The organism is Nocardia sp. NPDC006630 (assembly GCF_040611495.1).
Classification (GTDB): domain Bacteria; phylum Actinomycetota; class Actinomycetes; order Mycobacteriales; family Mycobacteriaceae; genus Nocardia.
On sequence record NZ_JBEXOK010000004.1, the window covers coordinates 160,972 to 182,016 of the forward strand.

19 protein-coding genes, 1 tRNA gene, 1 pseudogene and 1 riboswitch are annotated in these 21,045 nt (G+C 66.0%); of the genes and pseudogenes, 13 read left to right on the top strand and 8 right to left on the bottom strand.

Annotation, left to right across the window (positions count from 1 at the left end):
- The first annotated feature begins 224 nt into the window (after positions 1-224).
- Positions 225-917 carry a TetR/AcrR family transcriptional regulator C-terminal domain-containing protein gene (locus ABZX86_RS12495; protein WP_355122902.1) on the top strand — a complete coding sequence of 231 codons (693 nt, stop codon included), beginning with the start codon at positions 225-227 and terminating at the stop codon, positions 915-917.
- A gap of 154 nt (positions 918-1,071) precedes the next feature.
- Here the strand turns inward: ABZX86_RS12495 and ABZX86_RS12500 are convergent.
- Positions 1,072-1,689 (bottom strand): annotated as a pseudogene (locus tag ABZX86_RS12500) (TetR/AcrR family transcriptional regulator C-terminal domain-containing protein); the annotation flags it as partial.
- A gap of 258 nt (positions 1,690-1,947) precedes the next feature.
- On the opposite strand from ABZX86_RS12500, the gene ABZX86_RS12505 reads away from it, so the two are divergent.
- The gene (locus ABZX86_RS12505; RefSeq protein ID WP_355122904.1) at positions 1,948-3,183 is read left to right on the top strand and encodes an acyl-CoA desaturase; all 1,236 of its coding nucleotides are present in this window, start codon (positions 1,948-1,950) and stop codon (positions 3,181-3,183) included.
- A gap of 71 nt (positions 3,184-3,254) precedes the next feature.
- The gene (locus ABZX86_RS12510; RefSeq protein ID WP_355122905.1) at positions 3,255-3,983 is read left to right on the top strand and encodes an alpha/beta hydrolase; all 729 of its coding nucleotides are present in this window, start codon (positions 3,255-3,257) and stop codon (positions 3,981-3,983) included.
- Here the strand turns inward: ABZX86_RS12510 and ABZX86_RS12515 are convergent, their stop codons facing one another.
- Both ABZX86_RS12515 and ABZX86_RS12520 read right to left on the bottom strand, forming a co-directional pair.
- Positions 3,984-7,301, bottom strand: coding sequence for a BTAD domain-containing putative transcriptional regulator (locus ABZX86_RS12515; RefSeq protein ID WP_355122907.1), 3,318 nt, complete (start codon positions 7,299-7,301; stop codon positions 3,984-3,986).
- 302 nt (positions 7,302-7,603) lie between these two features.
- Entirely contained in the window at positions 7,604-8,260 is a 657-nt protein-coding gene (locus ABZX86_RS12520) for a GNAT family protein (RefSeq protein ID WP_355122909.1), read from the bottom strand.
- 80 nt (positions 8,261-8,340) lie between these two features.
- Here ABZX86_RS12520 and ABZX86_RS12525 point away from each other — a divergent pair, with 80 nt between their 5' ends.
- The 4 genes from ABZX86_RS12525 (at position 8,341) to ABZX86_RS12540 (ending at position 11,913) form a co-directional block, all read left to right on the top strand.
- The gene (locus ABZX86_RS12525; RefSeq protein ID WP_355122911.1) at positions 8,341-9,510 is read left to right on the top strand and encodes a cytochrome P450; all 1,170 of its coding nucleotides are present in this window, start codon (positions 8,341-8,343) and stop codon (positions 9,508-9,510) included.
- 184 nt (positions 9,511-9,694) lie between these two features.
- Entirely contained in the window at positions 9,695-10,150 is a 456-nt protein-coding gene (locus ABZX86_RS12530) for a hypothetical protein (protein ID WP_355122913.1), read from the top strand.
- Between the two features lie 45 nt (positions 10,151-10,195).
- Positions 10,196-10,711 (top strand): hypothetical protein, encoded by a 516-nt coding sequence (locus ABZX86_RS12535; RefSeq protein WP_355122915.1) that lies wholly within the window; start codon positions 10,196-10,198, stop codon positions 10,709-10,711.
- A gap of 5 nt (positions 10,712-10,716) precedes the next feature.
- On the top strand, positions 10,717-11,913 hold the full coding sequence (locus ABZX86_RS12540; protein ID WP_355122917.1) for an MAB_1171c family putative transporter: 1,197 nt from the start codon (positions 10,717-10,719) through the stop codon (positions 11,911-11,913).
- Positions 11,914-12,039: 126 nt separating this feature from the next.
- Here the strand turns inward: ABZX86_RS12540 and ABZX86_RS12545 are convergent, their stop codons facing one another.
- From ABZX86_RS12545 to ABZX86_RS12555, 3 genes are read right to left on the bottom strand one after another with little or no spacing between them, the layout of a single operon-like run.
- A complete protein-coding gene (locus ABZX86_RS12545) occupies positions 12,040-12,603 on the bottom strand; it encodes a histidine phosphatase family protein (RefSeq protein WP_355122919.1) in 564 nt (187 codons plus the stop codon).
- The gene (locus ABZX86_RS12550) at positions 12,600-13,457 is read right to left on the bottom strand and encodes a CbtA family protein (RefSeq protein ID WP_355122921.1); all 858 of its coding nucleotides are present in this window, start codon (positions 13,455-13,457) and stop codon (positions 12,600-12,602) included. Before ABZX86_RS12550 ends, ABZX86_RS12545 begins: the two co-directional genes overlap by 4 nt.
- Before the next feature lie 21 nt (positions 13,458-13,478).
- Positions 13,479-13,688: a CbtB-domain containing protein gene (locus ABZX86_RS12555; RefSeq protein ID WP_327144210.1), complete on the bottom strand. Its 210-nt coding sequence runs from the start codon at positions 13,686-13,688 to the stop codon at positions 13,479-13,481.
- Positions 13,689-13,734: 46 nt separating this feature from the next.
- Positions 13,735-13,875, bottom strand: a riboswitch (cobalamin riboswitch).
- A 156-nt stretch (positions 13,876-14,031) separates the two neighbouring features.
- Here ABZX86_RS12555 and prpD point away from each other — a divergent pair.
- The 4 genes from prpD to ABZX86_RS12575 all read left to right on the top strand — a co-directional run bounded on the left by prpD (position 14,032) and on the right by ABZX86_RS12575 (position 18,397).
- On the top strand, positions 14,032-15,534 hold the full coding sequence (gene prpD / locus ABZX86_RS12560) for a 2-methylcitrate dehydratase PrpD (RefSeq protein WP_355122923.1): 1,503 nt from the start codon (positions 14,032-14,034) through the stop codon (positions 15,532-15,534).
- Positions 15,534-16,448, top strand: a complete 915-nt coding sequence (prpB, locus tag ABZX86_RS12565) for a methylisocitrate lyase (RefSeq protein ID WP_355122925.1) — start codon at positions 15,534-15,536, stop codon at positions 16,446-16,448. The genes prpD and prpB overlap by 1 nt, the downstream gene beginning before the upstream one ends.
- Positions 16,448-17,572, top strand: a complete 1,125-nt coding sequence (locus ABZX86_RS12570) for a bifunctional 2-methylcitrate synthase/citrate synthase (RefSeq protein WP_355122927.1) — start codon at positions 16,448-16,450, stop codon at positions 17,570-17,572. Before prpB ends, ABZX86_RS12570 begins: the two co-directional genes overlap by 1 nt.
- Before the next feature lie 72 nt (positions 17,573-17,644).
- Positions 17,645-18,397 carry a hypothetical protein gene (locus ABZX86_RS12575; RefSeq protein WP_355122929.1) on the top strand — a complete coding sequence of 251 codons (753 nt, stop codon included), beginning with the start codon at positions 17,645-17,647 and terminating at the stop codon, positions 18,395-18,397.
- A gap of 95 nt (positions 18,398-18,492) precedes the next feature.
- On the opposite strand, the gene ABZX86_RS12580 is transcribed toward ABZX86_RS12575, so the two are convergent.
- Positions 18,493-19,068: a TerD family protein gene (locus tag ABZX86_RS12580; protein ID WP_327144217.1), complete on the bottom strand. Its 576-nt coding sequence runs from the start codon at positions 19,066-19,068 to the stop codon at positions 18,493-18,495.
- A gap of 263 nt (positions 19,069-19,331) precedes the next feature.
- On the opposite strand from ABZX86_RS12580, the gene ABZX86_RS12585 reads away from it, so the two are divergent.
- Together ABZX86_RS12585 and ABZX86_RS12590 are read left to right on the top strand one after the other, a co-directional pair.
- On the top strand, positions 19,332-19,880 hold the full coding sequence (locus tag ABZX86_RS12585; protein ID WP_355122931.1) for a YceI family protein: 549 nt from the start codon (positions 19,332-19,334) through the stop codon (positions 19,878-19,880).
- A gap of 59 nt (positions 19,881-19,939) precedes the next feature.
- Positions 19,940-20,551: an isochorismatase family cysteine hydrolase gene (locus ABZX86_RS12590; protein WP_355122933.1), complete on the top strand. Its 612-nt coding sequence runs from the start codon at positions 19,940-19,942 to the stop codon at positions 20,549-20,551.
- A gap of 96 nt (positions 20,552-20,647) precedes the next feature.
- Here ABZX86_RS12590 and ABZX86_RS12595 read toward each other — a convergent pair.
- A tRNA-Leu gene (locus ABZX86_RS12595) sits at positions 20,648-20,729 on the bottom strand.
- Between the last annotated feature and the right edge of the window lie 316 nt (positions 20,730-21,045).

Consider the following 21,045-nt stretch of genomic DNA (forward strand, 5'->3'; position numbering starts at 1 on the left):
GGCCGCTCGCCCGCCGCTGTCCGTCGAACGTCCGACAGACTCGCCGCGCCCGATGGGGAATCGTGCAGGGTGCAGGAGGGCGCCGGTCCGGCCGGTGCCCACACCGCAATCGCGGCCGTTGGCGGGCGGGGAGCCAACGGCCGCAGACATCCCCGGGACGTCAACAGCGTAGGTCTACACTCGTTCAAGTCGGAGATTCCGATGGGGAACGGAGGACCTTCCGCATGGCTGACCGCGATAGTTCACGATCCGCTCGCGGCGAAAGTCCGATCACTCGGGCCGTGGTGCTGGCCGCCGCACTCGAGATCGTCGATCGCGACGGGGTCGACGGCCTGTCGATGCGCCGGCTGGCCGAGGCGGTGGGCCGCGATCCCATGGTGATCTATCGGCATGTGCCGAACAAGGCAGCGGTGCTGGACGGTGTTGCCGAGATCGTATTCGCACAACTGACCGTCGATGCCACCGACACCGACTGGGCCGCTCGACTACGCGTGGTGGCCCGCGACTTCCGGCAACTGGCGCTGGCTCATCCGCGGGTGGTCCCGGTGCTGGTGACCCGGCCGCTGGCCACGCCGCTGGGATTGCGGCCCAAGGCCGTGGTGCGTCCGCTCGAAGACATTCTCGACCTGCTCACCAACGCCGGGTTCTCCGGTGCGGAGGCGCTGCACATCTATCGTGCGCTCTTCGGCTTCCTCTACGGCCATGTGCTCAACGAGCTCCAGGAAGTCGTGGAGCGTCCGGAGGAGACCGACGAGGTATTGCGGCTCGGCCTCTACCGGCTGCCGATCGAGGAGTTCCCGCTGGTGCGGGAACTGGCCCCGGTGCTGGCGGCCTACGACGGTGAGGCCGAGCTCGAGCGCGGTCTCGATATCCTGCTGACCGGACTCAGCGCGACACTGTCCGGTCCGCAGCGCTGACTCGCGCCACCGCTCCGCCTTCGGAATCCCAGCGATGCTGTGCCGCAATGGTTTCGGCGTCGAGTGCGGGCCGCGGCGGGTGCGCCGGCGCTGCCTGCCGATTCGCTCCGGTGATCGGGTCCTGGGCCATGATCGATGCTCCTTCCTCGGAAACTGACATGGTGGTGGTGAGGCCGGCGAGCAGAATGTCGAGCCCGCGTTCGAGTTCCGTCGCGCCGTCGTAGTTCGCCAGCTCAGAAGCGAGGCCGCGCAGCAGCGGGAACTCGCCGATGGGCAGGCGCTGCAGGCCCAATCGCAACAGGTCGGTGGCTTCCTCGGGGCGTTCGACGATTTCCTGGAGTTCGGTGAGGATGTGGCCGTGCAGGAATCCGAACAGGGCGCGGTAGATGGCCAGGGCGTCCGCACTGCTGAAGTCGGCGCTGGTGAGCAGTTCGAGGATGTGTTCCACCGGTCGCAGGGTGCCCAGCGGCCGTAGTGCGAATGGGGTCGCGAGGGGGTGAGTCACCAAGAGCGGCACCGTATTCGGGTGGGCGACGGCGAGTCTGCGGAAGTCGCGCGCGATCCTGCGCAATTGCCGACGCCAGTCGGGGTCGGTGGTGTCGACCGTGAGCTGCTCGAGCACGAGCTCGACGACCCCGTCCAACAGCGCCGCCTTGTTCGCGGCGTGCCGGTAGAGCACCATCGGATCCCGGTCGAGAGCCTGGCCGAGGCGTCGCATCGACAGGCGGTCGATGCTGTCGCGGTCGATGATCTCCAGCGCGGCCGTCAGCATCACGGTCCGGGTCAGCGGTTTGATCCCGGCCCTCTCGCGGTCGGGGCGAGCTGCCGCAGGGTCCGGAGGACCGGGCGGTCCGGCTCTGATCCGGTTCATCGTGAGCGCCCTCCCGATTGGAGAAAAAACCTCTGCCTACGACGTAACTCTACGCTGTAGACACGCATTGTAGATTAGGGTTACGCTGGGGTGACGCTGGCATCGCCGCCGGATTGTCGATCTGTCCGAGGCGAGCTCAGGAATTCGAGGATACGACGAATGGCAATCACGCAGGTCGCTGTTTACGCGCATTTGAGCCCGGAGGACGTCGAGGCGTTCGGGCTGGAGCTCGATGCGATTCGTCGTGATATCGAGGAGCGGCGCGGTACGAAAGACGCCGCCTACATCCGGCGCACGATCGGCTTTCAGCGCATTCTCGATCTGACGGCCCGCCTGGTCATCGCCTGCAGCAGTACCAAGCGCGGCTGGCTGCTGGGGACTGCAGCGCTGGCGACGGCCAAGAGCATCGAGAACATGGAGATCGGGCACAATGTCTGCCACGGCCAATGGGATTGGATGAATGATCCCGAAATCCATTCCAGCACTTGGGAATGGGATATGGCCGGCGTCTCCGCGCAGTGGCGCTATTCGCACAACTATCGCCATCACGTGTTCACGAACGTCATCGGCATCGACGACGATATCGGTTTCGGCGTCATCCGGATCACCCGCGATCAGCAGTGGCATCCGCGGTCGCTGCTGCAGCCGCTGCAAAACCTGTTGCTGGCGGCCACATTCGAGTGGGGTATCGCCCTGCACGGTCTGTACTCCGAACACGAGCGCGCGGCCGACGACGCCGAGAAGTCCGCTCAGACCAAGGCTTTCCTCGGCAAGATCGTGCGGCAGGCCGGTAAGGACTATCTGCTCTTCCCGGTGCTGAGCGGGCGGCACTGGCGGCGCACCCTCACCGCCGATATCTCCGCCAATGTATTGCGCAACCTATGGGCCTATGTGGTCATCTTCTGCGGCCACTTCCCCGATGGCGCAGAGAAATTCACGCCCGAGGCGATCGAGGACGAGACCAAGCCGGAGTGGTATCTGCGGCAGATGCTCGGCACCGCGAACTTCGACGCGGGCCCGGTGCTCGGGTTCATGAGCGGACACCTGTCGCATCAGATCGAACACCACCTGTTCCCCGACCTGCCCAGCAATCGCTACGCCGAGATCGCCGTCCGAGTGCGGGCCCTGTGCGACAAATACGACCTGCCCTACACCACCGGCTCACTACCCCGGCAGTACCTGCTGACCCTGCGCACCATCCACAAACTGGCGCTGCCCGACAGCATGCTTCTCGCCACCTCCGACGACGCCCCCGAGACCTCCTCCGAACGCAAGTTCGGCCCGCACCCGGCAACCGCCGTCGATGCGCCCGCGGGCCGTCGCGGCCTGCGCACCGCACTCGCGGAACGGGCCGGGCACCGGCGGATTCGCCGCGCGAAGGCGGTCGAGAGCTAGCTTGTTGCCGCTGAGCTGGGCGTTCGGCGGATGTTCAGTGGACGTTGAGTCGTGGCCGGAGGGTTCTCCACATGACCAATGCTCATGAACTGCCGAATGTCCTCCTCGTCCACGGTGCCTGGGCCGATGGCTCCAGCTGGCGCAAGGTGATCGAGATCCTGCAGGCCGACGGATTCGGCAAGGTGGTGGCCAGCCAGCTGGCGCTGCGCAGTTTCGCCGACGATGTGGCTACCGTTGTGCGCGATCTCCACCTGCTGGACGGCCCGACGATTCTGGTCGGACACTCCTACGGCGGTGCGGTGATCAGCCAGGCCGCCTCTGGACAGGCGCAGGCTGCCGGGCTCGTCTATGTTGCCGCCTATGCGCCCGAGGCCGGGCAGTCCGCCTTCGCGATCAATCAAGAGTTCGGAGTCGAACTGCCCAGCGGCGCCGATCTGATCAATATCGGTGCAGCCGAGACCCCCGACTTCCTCGTCGACCGGTCCCGATTCCACCAGGACTTCTGCGCCGATCTCACCGCTGAGGAAGGCGCGGTGCTGGCCGCGGTGCAGAAGCCGACTTCGGTGCTGGCGCTGGCGGGTTCGGGCGATCAGGTGCCGGCGTGGGAACAGTTGCGTGCCAACACCTGGTACCAGGTGTCGAGCAACGATGCGATGATCCACCCCGATCTGGAACGGCAGCTGGCCGGTCGGATCACCGATGACGAGCGGATCATCACGCTGCCGGCCGGGCACGCCTCCATGCTGAGCAAGCCCGGAGAGATCGCCGACCTCATCGAGAAGGCTGCCCGGAACCGCTGATCAGTCCGATCCGCCGCGCCCGGTGGGTACGCTGCCGGGCGCCGGGTCGAGACTGGTCAGGAGATCTTCGATCGGGACGAGATATCCTGCGGCGCCGATGGATTCGGTGCGCATGCGGGCCTCCCGCAGCAGCTGTCGCGCCCGCTCGGGCGCGCCGCAGGCCTGCGCGAGATCCAGTAGCGCGGGAATCAGTTCGAGGGGCGATTCGGCCCTGCGGAGCAGGTCGACGGCGCGTTCGAGCAGCGGCACGTCCGTACCGCCCGGCGCTGTCAGAGCCATTGCGCGCATGGATCTTCCGAGCGTGCTCGGGGCATTCCAGCGCTGTGCGAGCGCGTATTCGGCGGCGGCCAGTTCCCGTGCCCGGTCGCGGTCGCCGGAGCGCACCAGTTCCAGGGCCGCCGAACTGCGCCAGGGAATATGGGCCGGATTGCTGATTCCTACTGCGGCAGTGCGGCGTCCGCAATCGAGGAAGTGCGCGACCGCCTCGCGCGTGGCTCCGCGTGCGGCGCTCAGCTTCGCCCGGATATGGGTGATCACCGTCCACTCCCAGGTCTCGGGATTGGCGCGGGTGGTGCGGCGGTCGAGCCACTGTGCGGCTTCCTCGACACGGCCCAGACCCAGCAGTGCGTGTGCGTACTGTGCCACCAGTGTTGCCGGGGGAGCGATCAATTCGTCGTCGATGGCACCGATCACGGGGCCGATCTCGCGCAGGACCTGCTGGTACGCACCCGCACGGATCAGGATTTCCGAGCGGACGATGACACGATAGGTGTCGATCGCGCCGAAATGCTGGTCATTGCGCTGCTCGGTGAGGTGCAGGGCGGTCGTGAGGTCGCCGGCCCACATGGTCAGATGGGTGAACAATCCGAGCAGGGGTTTGGGTAGCGTCTCGGCGTCGAGGTCGAGCGGCTCCGGAGACAGCCGGTGCAGCGCTGTGCGCGCACCGATCCGGGTGCTGAAGCAATCGTCCAGGGTGAGTACCGCGGCGGTGATTCGATCGTCGCTGTGCGCGGCGCGCAGATCGGCGATGTAGTCCCGCCAGGTCGCGGGAGTCAATGCCGCAACCATCCACTGAGAGCTGCGAACAGCGCTGGCGGCCAAGGGATCACGAGCCTGGGTCGCGGTGATCACCTCCGACATGAGGGCCATTGCCGCCGCTGCCTCACGTCGCCCGGCCATGGTCCAGGCCAGCGGGATCAGTGCCGTCGGTGCGGTGCTACGGGCGCGCTGGCCGGCGAGCGCTTCCTCCAGGTGGGCGCGGGCGGCGGCCGGATTGGTCCACAGCTCCAATTGCCCGAGCCGGACCAGCAGATCGTCGCGAGCGTCCGGTGTGCAGATGCGCAGCGCCGCCTCCAGCCAGTGCGTGGCCTCGGGAATCATAGTGTGGCCCAGGCATTCTTCGGCGGCATCGGTCAGGACGACGGTCCACTGCGCGTACTGGGCACCGGTCAGCTCTGCGAGGTAGGCGGCCACCTGCCGAGCCGGATATCCGGCCACCCGAGCTCGCGCCGCGGCGGCTGTGCGGAAGACTGCCGCGTCCTCCGCGGGGCACAGCCACCGAATCGTATTGGCGATCAAGGGATGCCGGAACTCCGGGGGATCCACCACCGCCAGCAGGCCGAGCGCTGCGAGCAATTCGCAGCGGTGCCGCATTGCCGCGACCGGCTCATCGCAGGCGGCCGCGAGAATCTCGACGGTCGGGTGGAATTCCTGCAGAACCGCGAGAGCACGCAGTGTGCGCACCCCTTCCGCCGAGTACCGGCTCAGTTGGCGCTGAATGGCGCGGGAGTAGCACCCCTCCGGCAGCCGATCGGGGACCCGTGTCGTGATGCGGAGCGTGGCCAGATCGGTGATCAATGCGCCGGCCACCAAAGGGATTTCGCCCGAGGCGTGCAAGATGTCCGTGGCGAACTCGGGCGGGCACGGCAGGCCGACCCGGCGCTCGTACAGTCCGGCGATTCCGGCGGCGCTCAGCCCGCCCGGTCGCAGCACCGCCGCCGCGAGCGGCTCCAGCCGGCCGTGCAGGTCCAGAGACTGCTTGTCCCAGGATCTTTCGTCGAGGGTGAGGACGATCAGCACCGCCAGGTCGTGCAGCCGCGGTGCGACCGACACCATGACCCGAGCCGAGCGGTCGTCCATCCGGGTGGCGTCGTCGATCAGTATCAGCAGTGGCCGGGCGGCCGACTTCCGGGCGAGAGCCCGGTACAGCCGAGCTGCCAGTGCCTTGTCATCGTCGGCCCCGTCATGGTCATCGAGCCGTTCCAGCAGCCGGCCTGTCAGATCCTCCTTGCCCGCCGCCGCGGTGAGACCCATCCGCAGTGCCGAAGGATGCTGTCGCGCAACCTCGTTCAGCAGCTGTGTCTTGCCGTGGCCCGGACGGCCCGTTATCACCACCAGGGCGCCCACCCCGGCTGCGGCGCGGCGCACGCAGGCGGCGATCCGGGCCAGTTCGCGCTCGCGATCGAAGACCAGTGGTAGCGCCGAATCATCCTCCGGCGCTGGTTCTTTCATATCCTTGACCGTCACGGTCCGCCGCGGCCGGTCGACGGGCTCGGCTCCGGTCAGAATCTGTTCGTGCAGCCGGCGCAGCTCCGCGCCCGGTTCGACACCGAGCTGATCGACGAGCACCCGCCGGGTGTCGCGGTACACGTCCAGGGCTTCGGATCGACGGCCACGCTCCGACAGCGCCCGCATCAGTACCGCGCGCGGCCGTTCCCGCAGGGGGTGCTGTGCGGTCAGCCCCCGCAGCGAATCGATGGCATCGTCGAACCGGCCGCACAGCACGGCGAGATCGAGACTGTCCTCGAGGACCGCGAGCCGGCGCTCCGACAGCGCCACGCGCTGCATCTCGGCGAAAGGTCCCGGCACGCCGGCCAGTGGCTCACCCGAATACAACGCCAGGGCCTCGGAGTAAAACCGTTCGGCGCGTTCCCATTCAGCGCTGCGCCGGGCCTGCGCCGCATCGGCGACCAGGCGGTCGAATACTCCGACATCGATCTGCTCGTCATCGATCCGCAGTTGATAGCCGCCGTGCCCGGACAGCAGCAGGGCCGGCGGTGTCCGCGGCGCACGCTCCGGTTCGAGAACACGGCGCAGTGCGGAGATGTACGTCTGAATCACGCCGATGCCACTGGCGGGCGGCGCCTCGTCATAGAGGCTGTCCAGCAACCGCGCCGGCGAGACCCAGTGCCTGCGCTGCAGGGCCAGCGCACACAGCACCGCGCGTCGCTGCGGCGGACCCAGGGGTAACGACTGCCCGGCCCGACGCACCTCGACGCCGTTCAGCAGCGTCACCTGTATCGCGCCCGCCTGATCCACCCGTTCTCCAGTCCCGCTCGCCGTTGCGCAGGCCAGCGTAAACAGCTGCCCTGCCCAGGAGAATTCGGACATACGCGACGTTCATCGGTGGGTGCCGCTGGCCGGTCGGCTCGACCATTGCTCGCCCATGCTCTCAGCTGGGCCGATGGCAATTTTCGGGCAAACGTGAGCGCTGCTCGGTGGGTGATCGAAGTCGCATGGTCACGCCAGCGGACAGCCCGAGGCATGGGGTCGGCGTTCCGACTGCCTGGTCGACTTCCGTTCCAGCGGTCGGCAGGCTTCGTAACCGAGGTCGGAATCGGTCACTCGGAGCTGGGTCGTTCGGTGAGTCGGTCGGCCAGGCGGGGTTTGAGAGTGGGCCATTCGGTGGCGGTGATGCTGAAAAGCACCGAATCGCGGATCCAGCCGTCGCGCATCACCATGTGGCTGCGCAGGATTCCCTCCTGGGTGGCTCCCAGGCGGGCGATTGCGGCTCGTGAGGTTTCGTTGCGCGCGTCGGTGAGGAATTCGATGCGGTTCAGGGCTTCGACGTCGAAGGCGTGGGTGAGCATCAGGAGTTTGGCTTCGGTATTGACGGGTGTGCGCTGCCAGGACTTGCCGATGAAGGTGGCCCCGATCTCCGCTCGCCGGTGGGGGAGAACGATATTCATGAACCGGGTGGTTCCGGCGACCTTGCCGGAGGCGAGGTCGATGGTCGCGAATGGCAGTTGGGTTCCGGCTTCCCTTGCGGCCAGGGCATCTTCGATGAAAGCGCCGACGCCCTCGGGCTGCGGAACCAGTGTCACCGCCAGTTCCCAGAGCTTGCCGTCGCTGAAGGCCGCACACAGGCCGTCGTGGTGCTCGGGACCCAGCGGCTCGAGGCGGACGTGCTTGCCCTCCAGCACCGTCGGGCGCAGGCGGGCGGGGCTGTCGGTGGACGGTTCGCGGGTCGGCTGATGCGGCGGCATGGTTGTCATCATGCCGAGTCGGGAACCGTGCCACCCGGGATGGGCGTGGTTCCGGTCGAGACCTGTTGGGCTGCTTGGGAGATGATGGGTGCGTGTTGAGCATCTTCGATGAGGAATTCGCGCGCGAACCCTGGCCGGTGCTGCGGTCGCTGCGGGACGGCGGCGGTGTGCATCGAGTGGCGACACCGGACGGGCCGCCCGCATGGCTGGTGACGCGCTATGCGGATGTGCGGGACGGGTTGCTCGACGAGCGGTTGTCCACGAATATGCGATACAGCCGGGGCGGCGACTATCGCGGGTTCGCGGTTCCGCCGCCGCTGGATGTGTTCCAGCGCAGCGAGCCGGAGGAGTGGGGGCGACTGCGCAGCCGGGTCGTCGGTGAGCTGCGGCTGTCCGGGGAGTGGACCGAGCGGGCGGCGCTGCTGGTCGGCAAGACCCTGGCCGAGCTCGACGGTGTGCATGAATTCGATTTTGTCGAGCGCGTGGCGCTGCCGCTGCCCGCGGTGATTGTCGCGGAACTGCTGGGGTTGCCCGATGCCGAGCGGGATGCGCTGGCGGCGTGGGCAAATGCCACACTGCGCCCGGATTCCGTGCCACGGGCCCGGGATACGCTGGCGACGATGCAGCAGATCATTACCGCTGTCATCGCGCAGGGCCTGCGGGACGGCGGGGATACGATGCTCGGCCGGCTGGTGCGCGCCGAGATCGGCAGTGGGGGAGCCGATTCCGGTGATCTTGCCGGGTTGCTGTTCTATCTGCTTTTCGTCTTCTACGAGGTGCTGATGGATGTGCTCGCCGGGGCGGTGCTCGTCTTCTCTGGCAGGCCCGAGCAGCTCGCGGAGATGATGTCGGCCCCCGAGCGACCCGGTCCGGTCGATGAATTGCTGCGCTTCCTGTCGCCGCAGGTGCTGGCCGGCCCGCGGTTCGCGGTCACCGATCTGGAGATCGGCGGTCAGCTGATCGAGGCGGGGCAGACGGTCCTGCTGTGCCTGGCCTCGGCGAATCACGATCCAGAGCGGTTCGCCGAGCCGGCGGAATTGGATGTGTGGCGCGGTCCCAATCCGCATGTGGCGCTCGGTCACGGCGCGCACGCGTGTGTCGGCGCCGGATTGCTGCGGCCGGTGCTCGCGTCCGTTCTCACGCAGATCTACACCCGGTGGCCGAAATTGCATGCGACCATTGATGATCGGGATGTGCCCTGGCGATCGGGCTTCCGCCATCGCGGGCCGCTCACCCTGCCGGTGCGAGCGGAGGTGAGCTAGCGGAGGTGAGCTATTGAATGGGGCGAGCGGCTTTGGTCGCCCCATCCTGGACTTCGCACCTGAACGCTTTCCGGTACCGCTGCCCTCCCCTTCGGGGACAGCGATATCGGCGATCGATAACGAAGTAGGCACGAGTATATGATCGAGCTCACCTCGACTGTCAACTGCAGGAGACAAGATTAGAATGGTTGCCGCACAAGAGCATCCGTTCACCAGTGCGCTCAACAGTCTGATCGGCGGCATGCATCCGCCCGTGACCAGGGACGGCCGCGAGGTGGAGATCACGCACCGGGCGCTGGCCGAGGATATTCACAGCAGTACGGGCGTAAGCCTTTCGGCGAACTATCTGTGGAAGCTGCGGACCGGGCAGACGGTGAACCCGTCGTTCGAGACGCTGGAGGCGCTGCGCGTGTACTTCGGCCTGGGCAGTCTCGATCCGCTCACCAATCCCGAACTCGCCGTCGCGCGCGGCCGCGAGTTGGCATTGGTCAACGCGCTCAAGGGAAAAGCCGAAGGCGCGGCGCTGGAACTGGTGCTGCGCGACGGACTGGCGCACGGTACGGTGCGGGCCGACACCATCGCGGCCATGCTCGATGTGCTGCGGCGCATCGAGTCGGAGAACTACGGGGAAGACTTGTGAGCCATGCGGATCGCGGTCTGGGAGGGCTCGGAGAATGAGCATCCGATGATGGATCATCGCCGGCTGCGGCGCGAGCTGCGCGGGCTCGGACTGCCCGGCCGATTCACGGTGACCGAATTGGCGGAGACCCTGGCCAGGCGGCGCGGGCGGCCCCTGCGGCTGCGCCCGGAACCGTTCCCGGTGGCCGGACTCTCCGGAGGTCTGCTGGTGACGCGGGATATCGATTTCCTCGCCTACCAGAGCAATACCAGTGAGCTGCACCAGGATCACATCGTCTGCCACGAGTTCGGGCATCTGCTGGCCGGGCACGAGCCGGTCACGGTGACCGGGCAGGACGCGCTGCGGCTGCTCGCCCCGAATATCGATCCCGCCGTGGTGCGCCGCATGCTGGGCCGCACCTGCTCCTCGGAGCGTGAGGAGCAGGAGGCCGAGCGCATCGCCGATCTGCTCATGGCACACCACATCACGCGCTGGACGCCGCGCGCGGAATGGGTGCTGCCCGATAACGCGCCCGCCGATATTCGCAGTCTGCTCGATACCTTCGGCCCCGGAATCGACTGACGGCAGTGCAATTCGCTCTTGTCTACGGAAGTGTCGGTGCGCTGGCCGCCGGGGTGTGCCTGTGGCGGCTGATACTGGCCGCCCGCAATCCGCAAGCCACCGCCCGCTGGGCCGTTGTGGTCGCCATCGCCTGTACCGCAGTAGGTTTCGAGGCCGCCGTGCCGCAGACCTACGAGTCGATCGGCCGGATCAGCGGGATACCCAATCTGGCGACGCTGATCGTCTACTCGGCCATCACCACGGCGGTCATGGCGCAGATCGTCTGGACGACGTATCTGATCGTCCCGGAAACGCCCGTCGAAACCAGCCCACATATCAACAGCCGCAACGTGATACTGATGAATCTGGCTGTGGTGGCGACAATGGCGGTGCTGTTCTTCGCGGCGCCGGTCCACGGCGAAAGCCACGCGACCGACTTCGACTATCACTACGCGACCACACCGATGGTGGATGCTTTCCTCGCGATCTACCTGTGCGCGTACACACTCGCGCTGCTGCGCATCATCATGCTGTGCCGCAGCTGGCTGCCTCATGCGCGGGAACAGCCGTGGTTGCGCCGTGGCCTGCGCCTGCTGGCCGGGGGCTCCGTCATCGCGGTCGGGTACAGCATCGGCAAGACCCTCGCGCTGGTGGCCGCATGGGCGGGAATTTCGGCCCGCCACTTGAATATCGACATCGCCCCCGCCTTCGCCAGTATCGGCGCGGCCATCATGCTGATCGGCTACCTGTGCCCTTCGCTGCTACCGCAGGCCATGGCCGGCATCCAGCGCACCCGCGCCTATCCCCGGCTGTATCCGCTCTGGTCGGCACTGTGCGCGGCGGCCCCCGAAGTCACCCGCGTGGTGCCCAGTACTCGCGGAATCTCCCGCGATCGGCTGTACCGCCGGGTCATCGAGATCCGCGACGCCCTGCTTCTCCTGCAGCCGTATCTGAGCCCCGAAATCACCGCCCGGGCAGAACAAGTCGCCGACGAGCTCGAAATCCCAGCCCGTGAGCGCGCGGCGGCGATAGAAGCGGCGCGCATCGCGCACGCCCTGCGGGCCTATCTGAGTGAGTCAGCTCCGATAGACGGCGGCGAGACCTTCCGCCGCCCCGACCGCCCCACCTTCATGGGCGAAATCGCCTGGCTGGTAGCAGTTTCCACCGCATACCACCGCTCACCGATCGTGGTCGCGATCCGGACCAGCGAAACCAGCACCTGACGGAATCGCCCTTTGCCGCTATCCTTTCCGATGCGGGCGTGGTGTTCGATATCCCCTTCATCGAACACCACGCCCGTCCAAAGACTTTGACCCGCTGTGGATTCCATGGAATCAGCGGGAGCGGAATCAGAGGGGCAGTGCGGTCTCGCGCAGGGTCCACGAGCCGCCGCGCTGGTGCAGGGTGGTGGCGCTCAGCGGCGGGATGTCGATGCGCCAGAAGGATGTTGCGGGGGCGGACAGGGCGATCAGGATCGTGGCCCGCACAACAGCGGGGTGCGTGATCGCGAGGATGCGCTGTGGGTCCTGCGCAAGGGTGTCCATCCACGCGCGCACGCGCTCGAGTAGGGTCGTGATCGATTCGCCCTCGTGTGAGCGGTGATCCGGATCGGTCAGCCAGCCCATCAGGTGTTCGGGAGCGATATCGCCCATGCCGGAACCGGTCCAGGCGCCGCAATCCAGGTCGCGCAGTGCGGGTTCGGTGCTACCGGTCAAGCCCAGCTGTGCTGCGGTCTGAGCCGTGCGGGCCTCCGGGCCGACCTGGATCAGGTCGGCCCGGAGGGTGCTGGGATCAGCTTTCTGCACGGAGCGCAGGCCCAGCTCGCTGAGTGGTTCGTCGGCGGCGAATCGCGCTGCCGCCATAGCCTCGGTCATGGCGTGCGAGAGCAGTGTGAGCCGGGTGACCGCGCTCATGCGGGGGAAGCCGCCGCGACGATCGGTGCGGGGCTGGTCTGGCGGCCGAACAGGCGCGGCGCCAGCGTGGCGAATCCGACACCGATGACCGTCCACAGAATCAGCTGGGCGGCAAAGGAATAGAACCGGAAGAAGAACAGATCGTCGGCCGGGAATCCGGGGTAGACGATCTTGCCGGACGGATCGGTCAGCGGTTGCGGCGTCTCCGTCGCGAAATCGCCGAACTCGGACCTGTTGGCCGAGAGGTGACCGAGTGACGGCAGCAGGGCCATCACAATGCCGATGGCGACCACGAAGGCCACCGCGGCGACCAGCGTCGCGTTCCAATTGCCCAGTCGCGCTTGCAGTCTGCGGCCCAGCCAGATCGCGCCCAGCAGCAGAATGCCGGTGATCACGATCATTGCCACGTACAGAGCGGTGCGCTCCTTGATGGTGTCCGGATGCCCGATCGACGGCGGATTGGCCGGGTACTTCAGGAACGGGACACCGTAGAACACCAGGAACATGCCACCGGCCACCACCAGCGCGAGATTGCGCGGGGTGAGCTTGCCGACCCGGCCGACGCAGACGCAGTAGGCGGTCGCGAACAGGGCGCCCATGGCGATGCCGAACAGGATCATGCCGAAGCCGATACCGACAGTGGACTGGATATCGCGACTGAAGATTTCCGTGCCCATATCGGCCATCGGATGGCCGGCGGCCTTGTCCAAGGCCATCTGGGCGTCGTCGCGGCCGCTCTCGTAATCGATGGCCCGATTGATAATGGGTTCGGCCAGGACGCGGGCGAAAAGGAACGCCAGAAGACCTCCGAGCGCCCCTGCGAGCAGGCCCCGGAAGATGATTCGCTTTTCCATTGTGTCGACTCTCTTCCCTGCTCAGTGGCAGGGGAAGCCGAGGAAATGCCGAGCGTCGTGCACGAACTCGTGCACATGCATATCGCTGCCGAAGATCGAGACAGCGCCCTGATCGATGCCGATGAAGTAGTAGGCGAGCAGCGCCAGCAAAGTGGTGCCCGCCAGCCACATGGCCGTCGTGGGGAGCGAAAGTGTTTCCACCCCGGACTGGGGGACGTAAGACGTAGCCATGAGACTCTCCTGAACCTTGCGGGGATGTACGCGTCCCCGGTCGTTGGTATTACACGGCTCTTCGAGTGTCTGACTCGCACCTGCCCGAAGGGAAGTGCTCACAGTGGCGCGACCGTCCTGGGTTTGCACCAGGTTCCTCGAATCATCGCTTCCACAACCATACGAAACCCCTGATGTGCTGGTCAATCGGGCTGCCAGCATATGAGATCCGGTCATCGCAACTGTCGCAGATTCACTGATCCGGCCGCACAAAAATCGGCAGCTGCGAAGTATTCCCGGCCGTCGGACCGCTCCGTAGCGTGCGAAAAGTACCGGCGGAATCGATATTCGGAGGTCTTCGGCAGTGAAGAATCATCTTGTTCGCACACACCGTTCCGCGGAGCAGTTCCCCCGCGAAGAGCATCTCGCCTGGCGTATAGCGGAAGTTGCCGCGGATCCGGTGGCGGTCGCCGCGCAAACGCAGGAGATGATCATCAACCGGATCATCGACAATGCGGCCGTCGCCGCCGCCTCGGTGACGCGGCGGCCGGTGGCCAATGCTCGCGCCCAGGCGCTTTCGCATTCGTACCTGCCCGGCTCGACCGTGTTCGGCGTCGGCGGCACGTACTCACCGGAGTGGGCCGCGTGGGCCAATGGAGTCGCGGTGCGCGAGTTGGACTTCCACGACACCTTCCTGGCCGCGGAGTACTCGCATCCGGGCGACAATATTCCGCCGATCCTGGCCGTCGCCCAGCACACCGGCCGCACCGGCGCGGATCTGATTCGCGGCCTTGCCACCGGTTACGAGATCCAGATCGATCTGGTGCGCGCAATCTGCCTGCACGAGCACAAGATCGACCACGTCGCCCACCTCGGCCCCTCTGCCGCCGCGGGCATCGGCACCCTGCTCGGCCTCGAGACCGAGACCATCTATCAGGCCGTCGGCCAGGCGCTGCACACCACCACCGCGACCCGGCAGTCCCGCAAGGGCGAGATCTCCAGCTGGAAGGCGTACGCCCCCGCCTTCGCCGGGAAGATGGCCGTCGAAGCCGTGGACCGCGCGCTGCGCGGCGAGGGTGCGCCGTCGCCGATCTGGGAGGGCGAGGACGGCGTCATCGCCTGGCTGCTCGGCGGGCCGAAGGCGGAGTACTCGGTGCCGCTGCCCGGACCGGGTGAGGCCAAGCGCGGCATTCTGGACTCCTACACCAAGGAGCATTCGGCCGAATACCAGAGCCAGGCGCCCATCGACCTGGCCCGCCGCATGCGCGATCGGATCGGCGACCTCGACCAGATCGCCTCGATCGTGCTGCACACCAGCCATCACACCCACTATGTGATCGGCACCGGTTCGGGCGATCCGCAGAAGTTCGATCCCCGGGCCTCGCGCGAAACTCTGGACCACTCGGTCATGTACATCTTCGCGGTCGCCCTGCAGGACGGCGCCTGGCACCACGAGCGCTCGTACGCGCCGGAGCGGGCCCAGCGCCCCGACACGATCGAGCTGTGGAACAAGATCTCCACCGCCGAGGACCCGGAGTGGACCCGGCGCTACCACTCCACCGACCCGAACGAGAAGGCCTTCGGAGCGCGCGCCGAGATCACTCTGAAGAGCGGTGAGGTCATCACCGACGAGCTGGCTGTCGCGGATGCGCATCCGCTGGGCGCGCGGCCGTTCGCCCGCGAGCAGTACATCGCGAAATTCCGCACGCTCGCCGAGGGCGTGATCGAGCCTGCCGAACAGGACCGCTTCCTCGAGGTAGCGCAGCGCACCGCCGAACTCTCCGCCGCCGAACTCTCCGGGCTGACCTTCACGGTCTCCGAAGACGTGCTCGCCCGCGCCCCGAAGCTGCCGAAGGGACTCTTCTGATGTCAGGCCTGCTCGCGGCGGCCACCTCGGCCGCGGACAAGCGCGCGGCGTTCCGCGCGGGACTCGCCTCCGACCGGATCCAGCGTTACCCGGGTGCGTTCAATCCGTTGGTGGCCAAGCTGATTCAGGAAATCGGCTTCGAAGGCGTGTACGTCTCCGGTGCGGTGCTCTCCGCTGAATTGGGGCTGCCCGATATCGGGCTCACCACGCTCACGGAGGTGGCGGGGCGCGGTCAGCAGATCGCTCGTATCACCGATCTGCCGGTGCTCATCGATGCCGATACCGGCTTCGGCGAACCCATGAGCGCGGCGCGCACCGTGACCGTCCTGGAGGACGCCGGCATTGCCGGATGCCACCTGGAGGACCAGGTCAACCCGAAGCGCTGCGGACATCTCGACGGCAAAGCCGTTGTCCCGACCGCGGAAATGGTGCGACGGCTGCGTGCGGCGGTCTCCGCCCGGTGCGATCCGAACTTCATTGTCTGCGCCCGCACCGATGCCGCCGGAATCGAGGGCATCGACGCGGCCATCGAGCGGGCCAGGGCGTACGCCGACGCGGGTGCGGACCTGATCTTCACCGAGGCGCTGACCGAGGCCGCCGACTTCGAGAAGTTCCGGGCCGCGGTCTCAACTCCGTTGCTGGCCAATATGACCGAGTTCGGCAAGTCCGAACTGCTGTCGGCGAGCACGCTGGAGTCGATCGGTTACAACGCGGTGATCTACCCGGTCTCCACACTGCGACTGGCCATGTACGCCGCCGAGACCGGGTTGCGCGAAATCTTCCAGACCGGCACGCAGGCCAAGCTTCTCGATCGTATGCAGCATCGCAGCCGGCTGTACGAGCTGCTGGAGTACGAGCGCTACAACGAATTCGATTCCGACATATTCAATTTCGCTCTCGAAAGGGATCAGTGATGACGGATACCGCGGTACCGGCCATCTACAAGGGGCTCGCGGGTGTGGTCGTGGATACCACCGCCATCTCGAAGGTGGTGCCCGAGACCAACTCTCTGACCTATCGCGGCTATGCGGTGCAGGATCTGGCCGCCAACTGCACCTTCGAGCAGGTGGCATTCCTGCTCTGGTCCGGGGAACTGCCCTCCGTCGCCGAGCTGGAGCGTTTCACCCAGCAGGAGCGGGCGCTGCGGCGCGCCGACCGGTCGCTGCTGTCGCTGGTGACCAAGCTGCCCGAGAACTGCCATCCCATGGATGTGGTCCGGACGGCGATCAGCTACCTCGGTGCGGAGGATCCGCAGGAGGACGACAACTCCCCGAAGGCCAACCGCGCCAAGGCCCTTCGCATGCTGGCCGTGCTGCCGACCATCGTGGCGGCCGACCATCGCCGTCGCCACGGCCTGGACCCGATCGCCCCGCATTCGCACCTCGGATACGCGAAGAACTTCCTGAATATGTGCTTCGGGAAGGTCCCCGCTCCGGATCTGGTCAAGGCGTTCGAGGTCTCGCTGATCCTCTACGCCGAGCACAGTTTCAATGCCTCCACCTTTGCCGCGCGGGTGGTCACCTCCACGCTGTCGGATATCTACAGCGCGGTCACCGCGGCCATCGGCGCACTCAAGGGCGCGCTGCACGGCGGCGCCAATGAGGCCGTCATGCACGACATGCTCGAGATCGGCGATCCGGCGCTGGCCGAGCAGTGGCTGCGAAACAAGCTGGCGCACAAGGAAAAGGTGATGGGCTTCGGCCACCGGGTCTACAAGAACGGTGACTCGCGAGTGCCCACCATGAGGCAGGCGTTCATGGATATCGCCGCTGCCACCGAGGGACAGAAGTGGGTGCGCATGTACGAGAACCTCGAGCGCACCATGAACGAGGCCACCGGGATCAAACCCAACCTGGACTTCCCGACCGGACCGGCGTACTTCCTGCTCGGCTTCGATATCGAGATGTTCACCCCGATCTTCGTCATGAGCCGCATTACCGGCTGGACCGCACACATCATCGAACAGGGTGAATCCAACGCACTGATCCGGCCGCTGAGCGAATACATCGGCGTGCCACAGCGTTCCATCGTCGCCTGACCGCGCCAATTCCGAACATCGGCGACTGTTTTTTGGACAGGAAATCTGCCCGCCGCACGGACATACTGTGGCGTGGGAATTTTCAAGCCCAGGTGCCCGGTAGGGGAGCTGGAGCGGCTCTGGGTCGAAGAGATGATGAGCTGGTGTGCGGCTCAGTTCGGCCCCAGAACACTGCGAACGCCGGTAATCCTGCCGACGCCCGACTTCTTCCCCGGCGCCTACACCGGGACCGAGCAGGAGATCCGCTCGCTGGTCGGCAATGTGAGCCGATATATGGGCGTCGGCCGCGATCGCATTGTCGTGGAACTGCATTCGGACGCCGATATCCTGCCGGAGAACCTCGCGTTTCTGGCGGGATCCACACACGGAGAAGCCGGTCACTACCGGGTGGAACACGGGCGCGCGGTGGTGTCCATCGATAGGGAGCATATGCGCTCACCGGTGACACTGGTGGCCACCGTCGCACACGAGCTGGCCCACGAACGCCTACTCGGCGAGCGCCGCATCGACCGCTCCCGCCACGACAACGAGCAGCTCACCGACCTGGCAACGGTCTACCTGGGCCTGGGCGTATTCAATGCCAACGCGGCCTTCCAATTCTCCCAGACCCGCCGCGGCTGGCACTCCCAGCGACTCGGCTACCTCTCGCAGCCCATGTTCGGTTACGCCCTGGCCTGCTGGACCGTCATGCGCGGCGACCCGAAACCGCACTGGGCCAACCACTTGGACCTGAATCCCCGCGTCTACATGAAACAGAGCCTCAAATACCTGAAGGCGAATCCCGAGGCGCTGCCGGATCGCCCTGTGCCCAGCTCCGAATCCTGAGCCGCGGCGGCAATCACCCGGAAGACGAGACCGATCACCCGGAAGACGAACTGACGGCGTAGCGAAATCGCTACGCCGTCAGTGATCGGGTGGGGTCAGAGGCTGACGCCGAAATCCGTTGCGATGCCTGCCAGGCCGGAGGCGTAGCCCTGACCGGTGGCGCGGAACTTCCACTCGGCGCCATTGCGGTAGAGCTCGCCGAAGACCATGGCGGTTTCGGTGGAGGCGTCCTCGGACAGATCGTAGCGGGCCAGTTCGGTGCCGTTGGCGCGGTCGACCACGCGGATGTAGGCATTGCGGACCTGGCCGAAACTCTGTGCGCGGGTGTCGGCCTCGTAGATCGAGACCGGGAAGACGATGCTGTCGATGGTCGGCGGGGTGTTGGCGAGATCGACATTGATGACCTCGTCATCGCCTTCGCCCTCACCGGTCTTGTTGTCACCGGTGTGCTCGATGGTGCCTTCGGGCGACTTCAGGTTGTTGAAGAAGACGAAGTGCCCGTTCGAGACGACCTTCTTCTCCGGGTTCAGCGCGATGGCGCTGGCATCCAGATCGAAGTCGGTCCCGGTGGTGGTCCGCAGATCCCAGCCCAGGCCGACGGCCACCGCGGTGAGATTCGGGGCCTGCTTCGTCAGCGATACGTTGCCGCCCTTGGTCAGACTGACACCCATTGTGCTTCTCCCATCGATTATTACGGCGACCTGCCTCCGAGTCGCCATTGCACGGAGTTCGGCTCCGCATCGCGTTCAACGTCGTTGCGCACGGGAAGGTTCCGGCCCGAGATGCGCCGGGCGCGGCTCGCCGGGAACGGGGGTCGTGTTCCAGGTCACTTCGGAATAGCCTGGCTATGGTCCAACGTTAGCTTGGTTGCCGCATCAACCAATGGTGCGTGATGGCGTCAGCACTGACACTCGGCCTATTCGAAGGAGTTTCGATGTCCACTGAAATCAAGACCCTGACCCCCGGCACCTGGGTGATCGATCCCGCCCACTCGACCCTGGGCTTTTCGGTACGGCACCTCATGGTCAGCAAGGTTCGCGGCCGTTTCACCGATTTCTCCGGCAAGCTCGTCGTGAACGAGGACGGGACCGCGTCGGCCGAGGTCGAGATTCGCGTCGACTCCGTGACCACCGACAACGACCAGCGGGACGCGCACCTGCGCACCGCGGACTTCTTCCATGCCGAGCAGTTCCCGGTGGCGACCTTCAAGTCCACGGGTTTCCGGGTCGACGGCGACGACTTCGTGGTCGACGGCGATTTCACGATCCGCGGTAATACCAAGCCGGTGTCGCTGAAGGTCGAATTCCTCGGCGTGAACCCGGGTATGGGCCATGGCCCGGTCGCGGGCTTCGAGGCCGAGACCGTCGTGAGCCGCCGCGATTTCGGCATCGACATCGATATGCCGCTGCCCGACGGCGGCGGTGTCGTGGTCGGCGACAAGATCACCCTCAACCTGGAGGTCGAAGTCGGCCTGCAGTCCTGAGGTAATGGTGTTACGCGGCGGAAACCGGAGCGCCACACCGGAGCTCGAATATCTTTCGAATGATCGAAAATATTTCCGACGTCACTCCGGTCACCGCTGATCTGGTTCTCATCTGCATCGATGTGCAGCAGGACTTCGCACCGGCTCGGGGCGGTGATGGCGGTGCGGCTCCGCAGATCACCGCCCTCCGAGCGCTGATCGACACCGCCCGCGAGCACCGCGTCCCGGTCGTCTTCATCCGCGAGCTGCACCATCCCACCCACACCGACCTCGGCCGCGAAGTGGACGGGGTGGAAGACCTGCACACCGTCGAGGGCACGCCCGGCGCCGACTACGTCCCCGGATTCGGCCCGCTCCCTACCGAATACGAGGTCCGCAAACGCCGCTATTCAGCATTCTTCGGCACCGACCTCGACATCATCCTGCGCGGATACCAGGCCCGCACCCTCATCCTGACCGGCGGTCTCACCGATGTGTGCGTGCACTACACGGCGGTGGACGCACACCAGCACGACTATCACTTCCGTGTTGTGGAGGACGCCGTCTACGGCTCTTCCGTCCCAGCTCACGCCGCTGCGCTCGAGGCCATGGCCTATTTGCAGCGTGACGGCGTGATCTCCGCCGGCGAGGCGGCGGACCTGCTCATGAAGGGTGAGCTACCCACGCGGTAACCGATGTCGCTGGAGGGTTGCCCGAATGTGAAATGCCGTTCGGCGCTACGGGATTCGGCGGGCTCGCGGAGCCTCGATCCGGTTCCGGGGATGTTGTGCGCGAGGGGGGACTTGAACCCCCACGTCCGTGGACACCAGAACCTAAATCTGGCGCGTCTGCCAATTTCGCCACTCGCGCTGATGGTACGACCGTCCAAACTTTACCGGGCGAAACGAGGATCGCGAAGCATCGGGTGGGTGTGGCGTACTGGTCGGTAACCCTACCTGGGATTATAACGATTCGATAAAGGGCAATATGAGGAAGCCTCACATTTCCTACACCGATGTAACCACCCTCACCAGCGACTTCAAACATGAGGGAGGGTCATGTTTCTAGCCGTTCTGGTACGGCCGTGCAGAAATACTCGAGGGTAGGTGCTTTGGCGGTAACCAAACATGAGGAGATCCTCATGATTTTGTGGAATCCTCGCCATCTACCAGGGCCAGTTGGCCGG

Bases quoted from the DNA above. Each gene is read 5' to 3' on its own strand.
- ABZX86_RS12530 (WP_355122913.1), top strand. From the start codon at position 9,695: ATGGTTGCCGCACAAGAGCATCCGTTCACCAGTGCGCTCAACAGTCTG.
- ABZX86_RS12570 (WP_355122927.1), top strand. From the start codon at position 16,448: ATGACGGATACCGCGGTACCGGCCATCTACAAGGGGCTCGCGGGTGTG.
- ABZX86_RS12580 (WP_327144217.1), bottom strand. From the start codon at position 19,068: ATGGGTGTCAGTCTGACCAAGGGCGGCAACGTATCGCTGACGAAGCAG.
- ABZX86_RS12510 (WP_355122905.1), top strand. From the start codon at position 3,255: ATGACCAATGCTCATGAACTGCCGAATGTCCTCCTCGTCCACGGTGCC.
- ABZX86_RS12555 (WP_327144210.1), bottom strand. From the start codon at position 13,688: ATGGCTACGTCTTACGTCCCCCAGTCCGGGGTGGAAACACTTTCGCTC.
- ABZX86_RS12585 (WP_355122931.1), top strand. From the start codon at position 19,332: ATGTCCACTGAAATCAAGACCCTGACCCCCGGCACCTGGGTGATCGAT.
- ABZX86_RS12550 (WP_355122921.1), bottom strand. From the start codon at position 13,457: ATGGAAAAGCGAATCATCTTCCGGGGCCTGCTCGCAGGGGCGCTCGGA.
- ABZX86_RS12505 (WP_355122904.1), top strand. From the start codon at position 1,948: ATGGCAATCACGCAGGTCGCTGTTTACGCGCATTTGAGCCCGGAGGAC.
- ABZX86_RS12495 (WP_355122902.1), top strand. From the start codon at position 225: ATGGCTGACCGCGATAGTTCACGATCCGCTCGCGGCGAAAGTCCGATC.
- ABZX86_RS12545 (WP_355122919.1), bottom strand. From the start codon at position 12,603: ATGAGCGCGGTCACCCGGCTCACACTGCTCTCGCACGCCATGACCGAG.
- ABZX86_RS12590 (WP_355122933.1), top strand. From the start codon at position 19,940: ATGATCGAAAATATTTCCGACGTCACTCCGGTCACCGCTGATCTGGTT.
- prpB (WP_355122925.1), top strand. From the start codon at position 15,534: ATGTCAGGCCTGCTCGCGGCGGCCACCTCGGCCGCGGACAAGCGCGCG.
- ABZX86_RS12535 (WP_355122915.1), top strand. From the start codon at position 10,196: ATGATGGATCATCGCCGGCTGCGGCGCGAGCTGCGCGGGCTCGGACTG.
- ABZX86_RS12520 (WP_355122909.1), bottom strand. From the start codon at position 8,260: ATGATGACAACCATGCCGCCGCATCAGCCGACCCGCGAACCGTCCACC.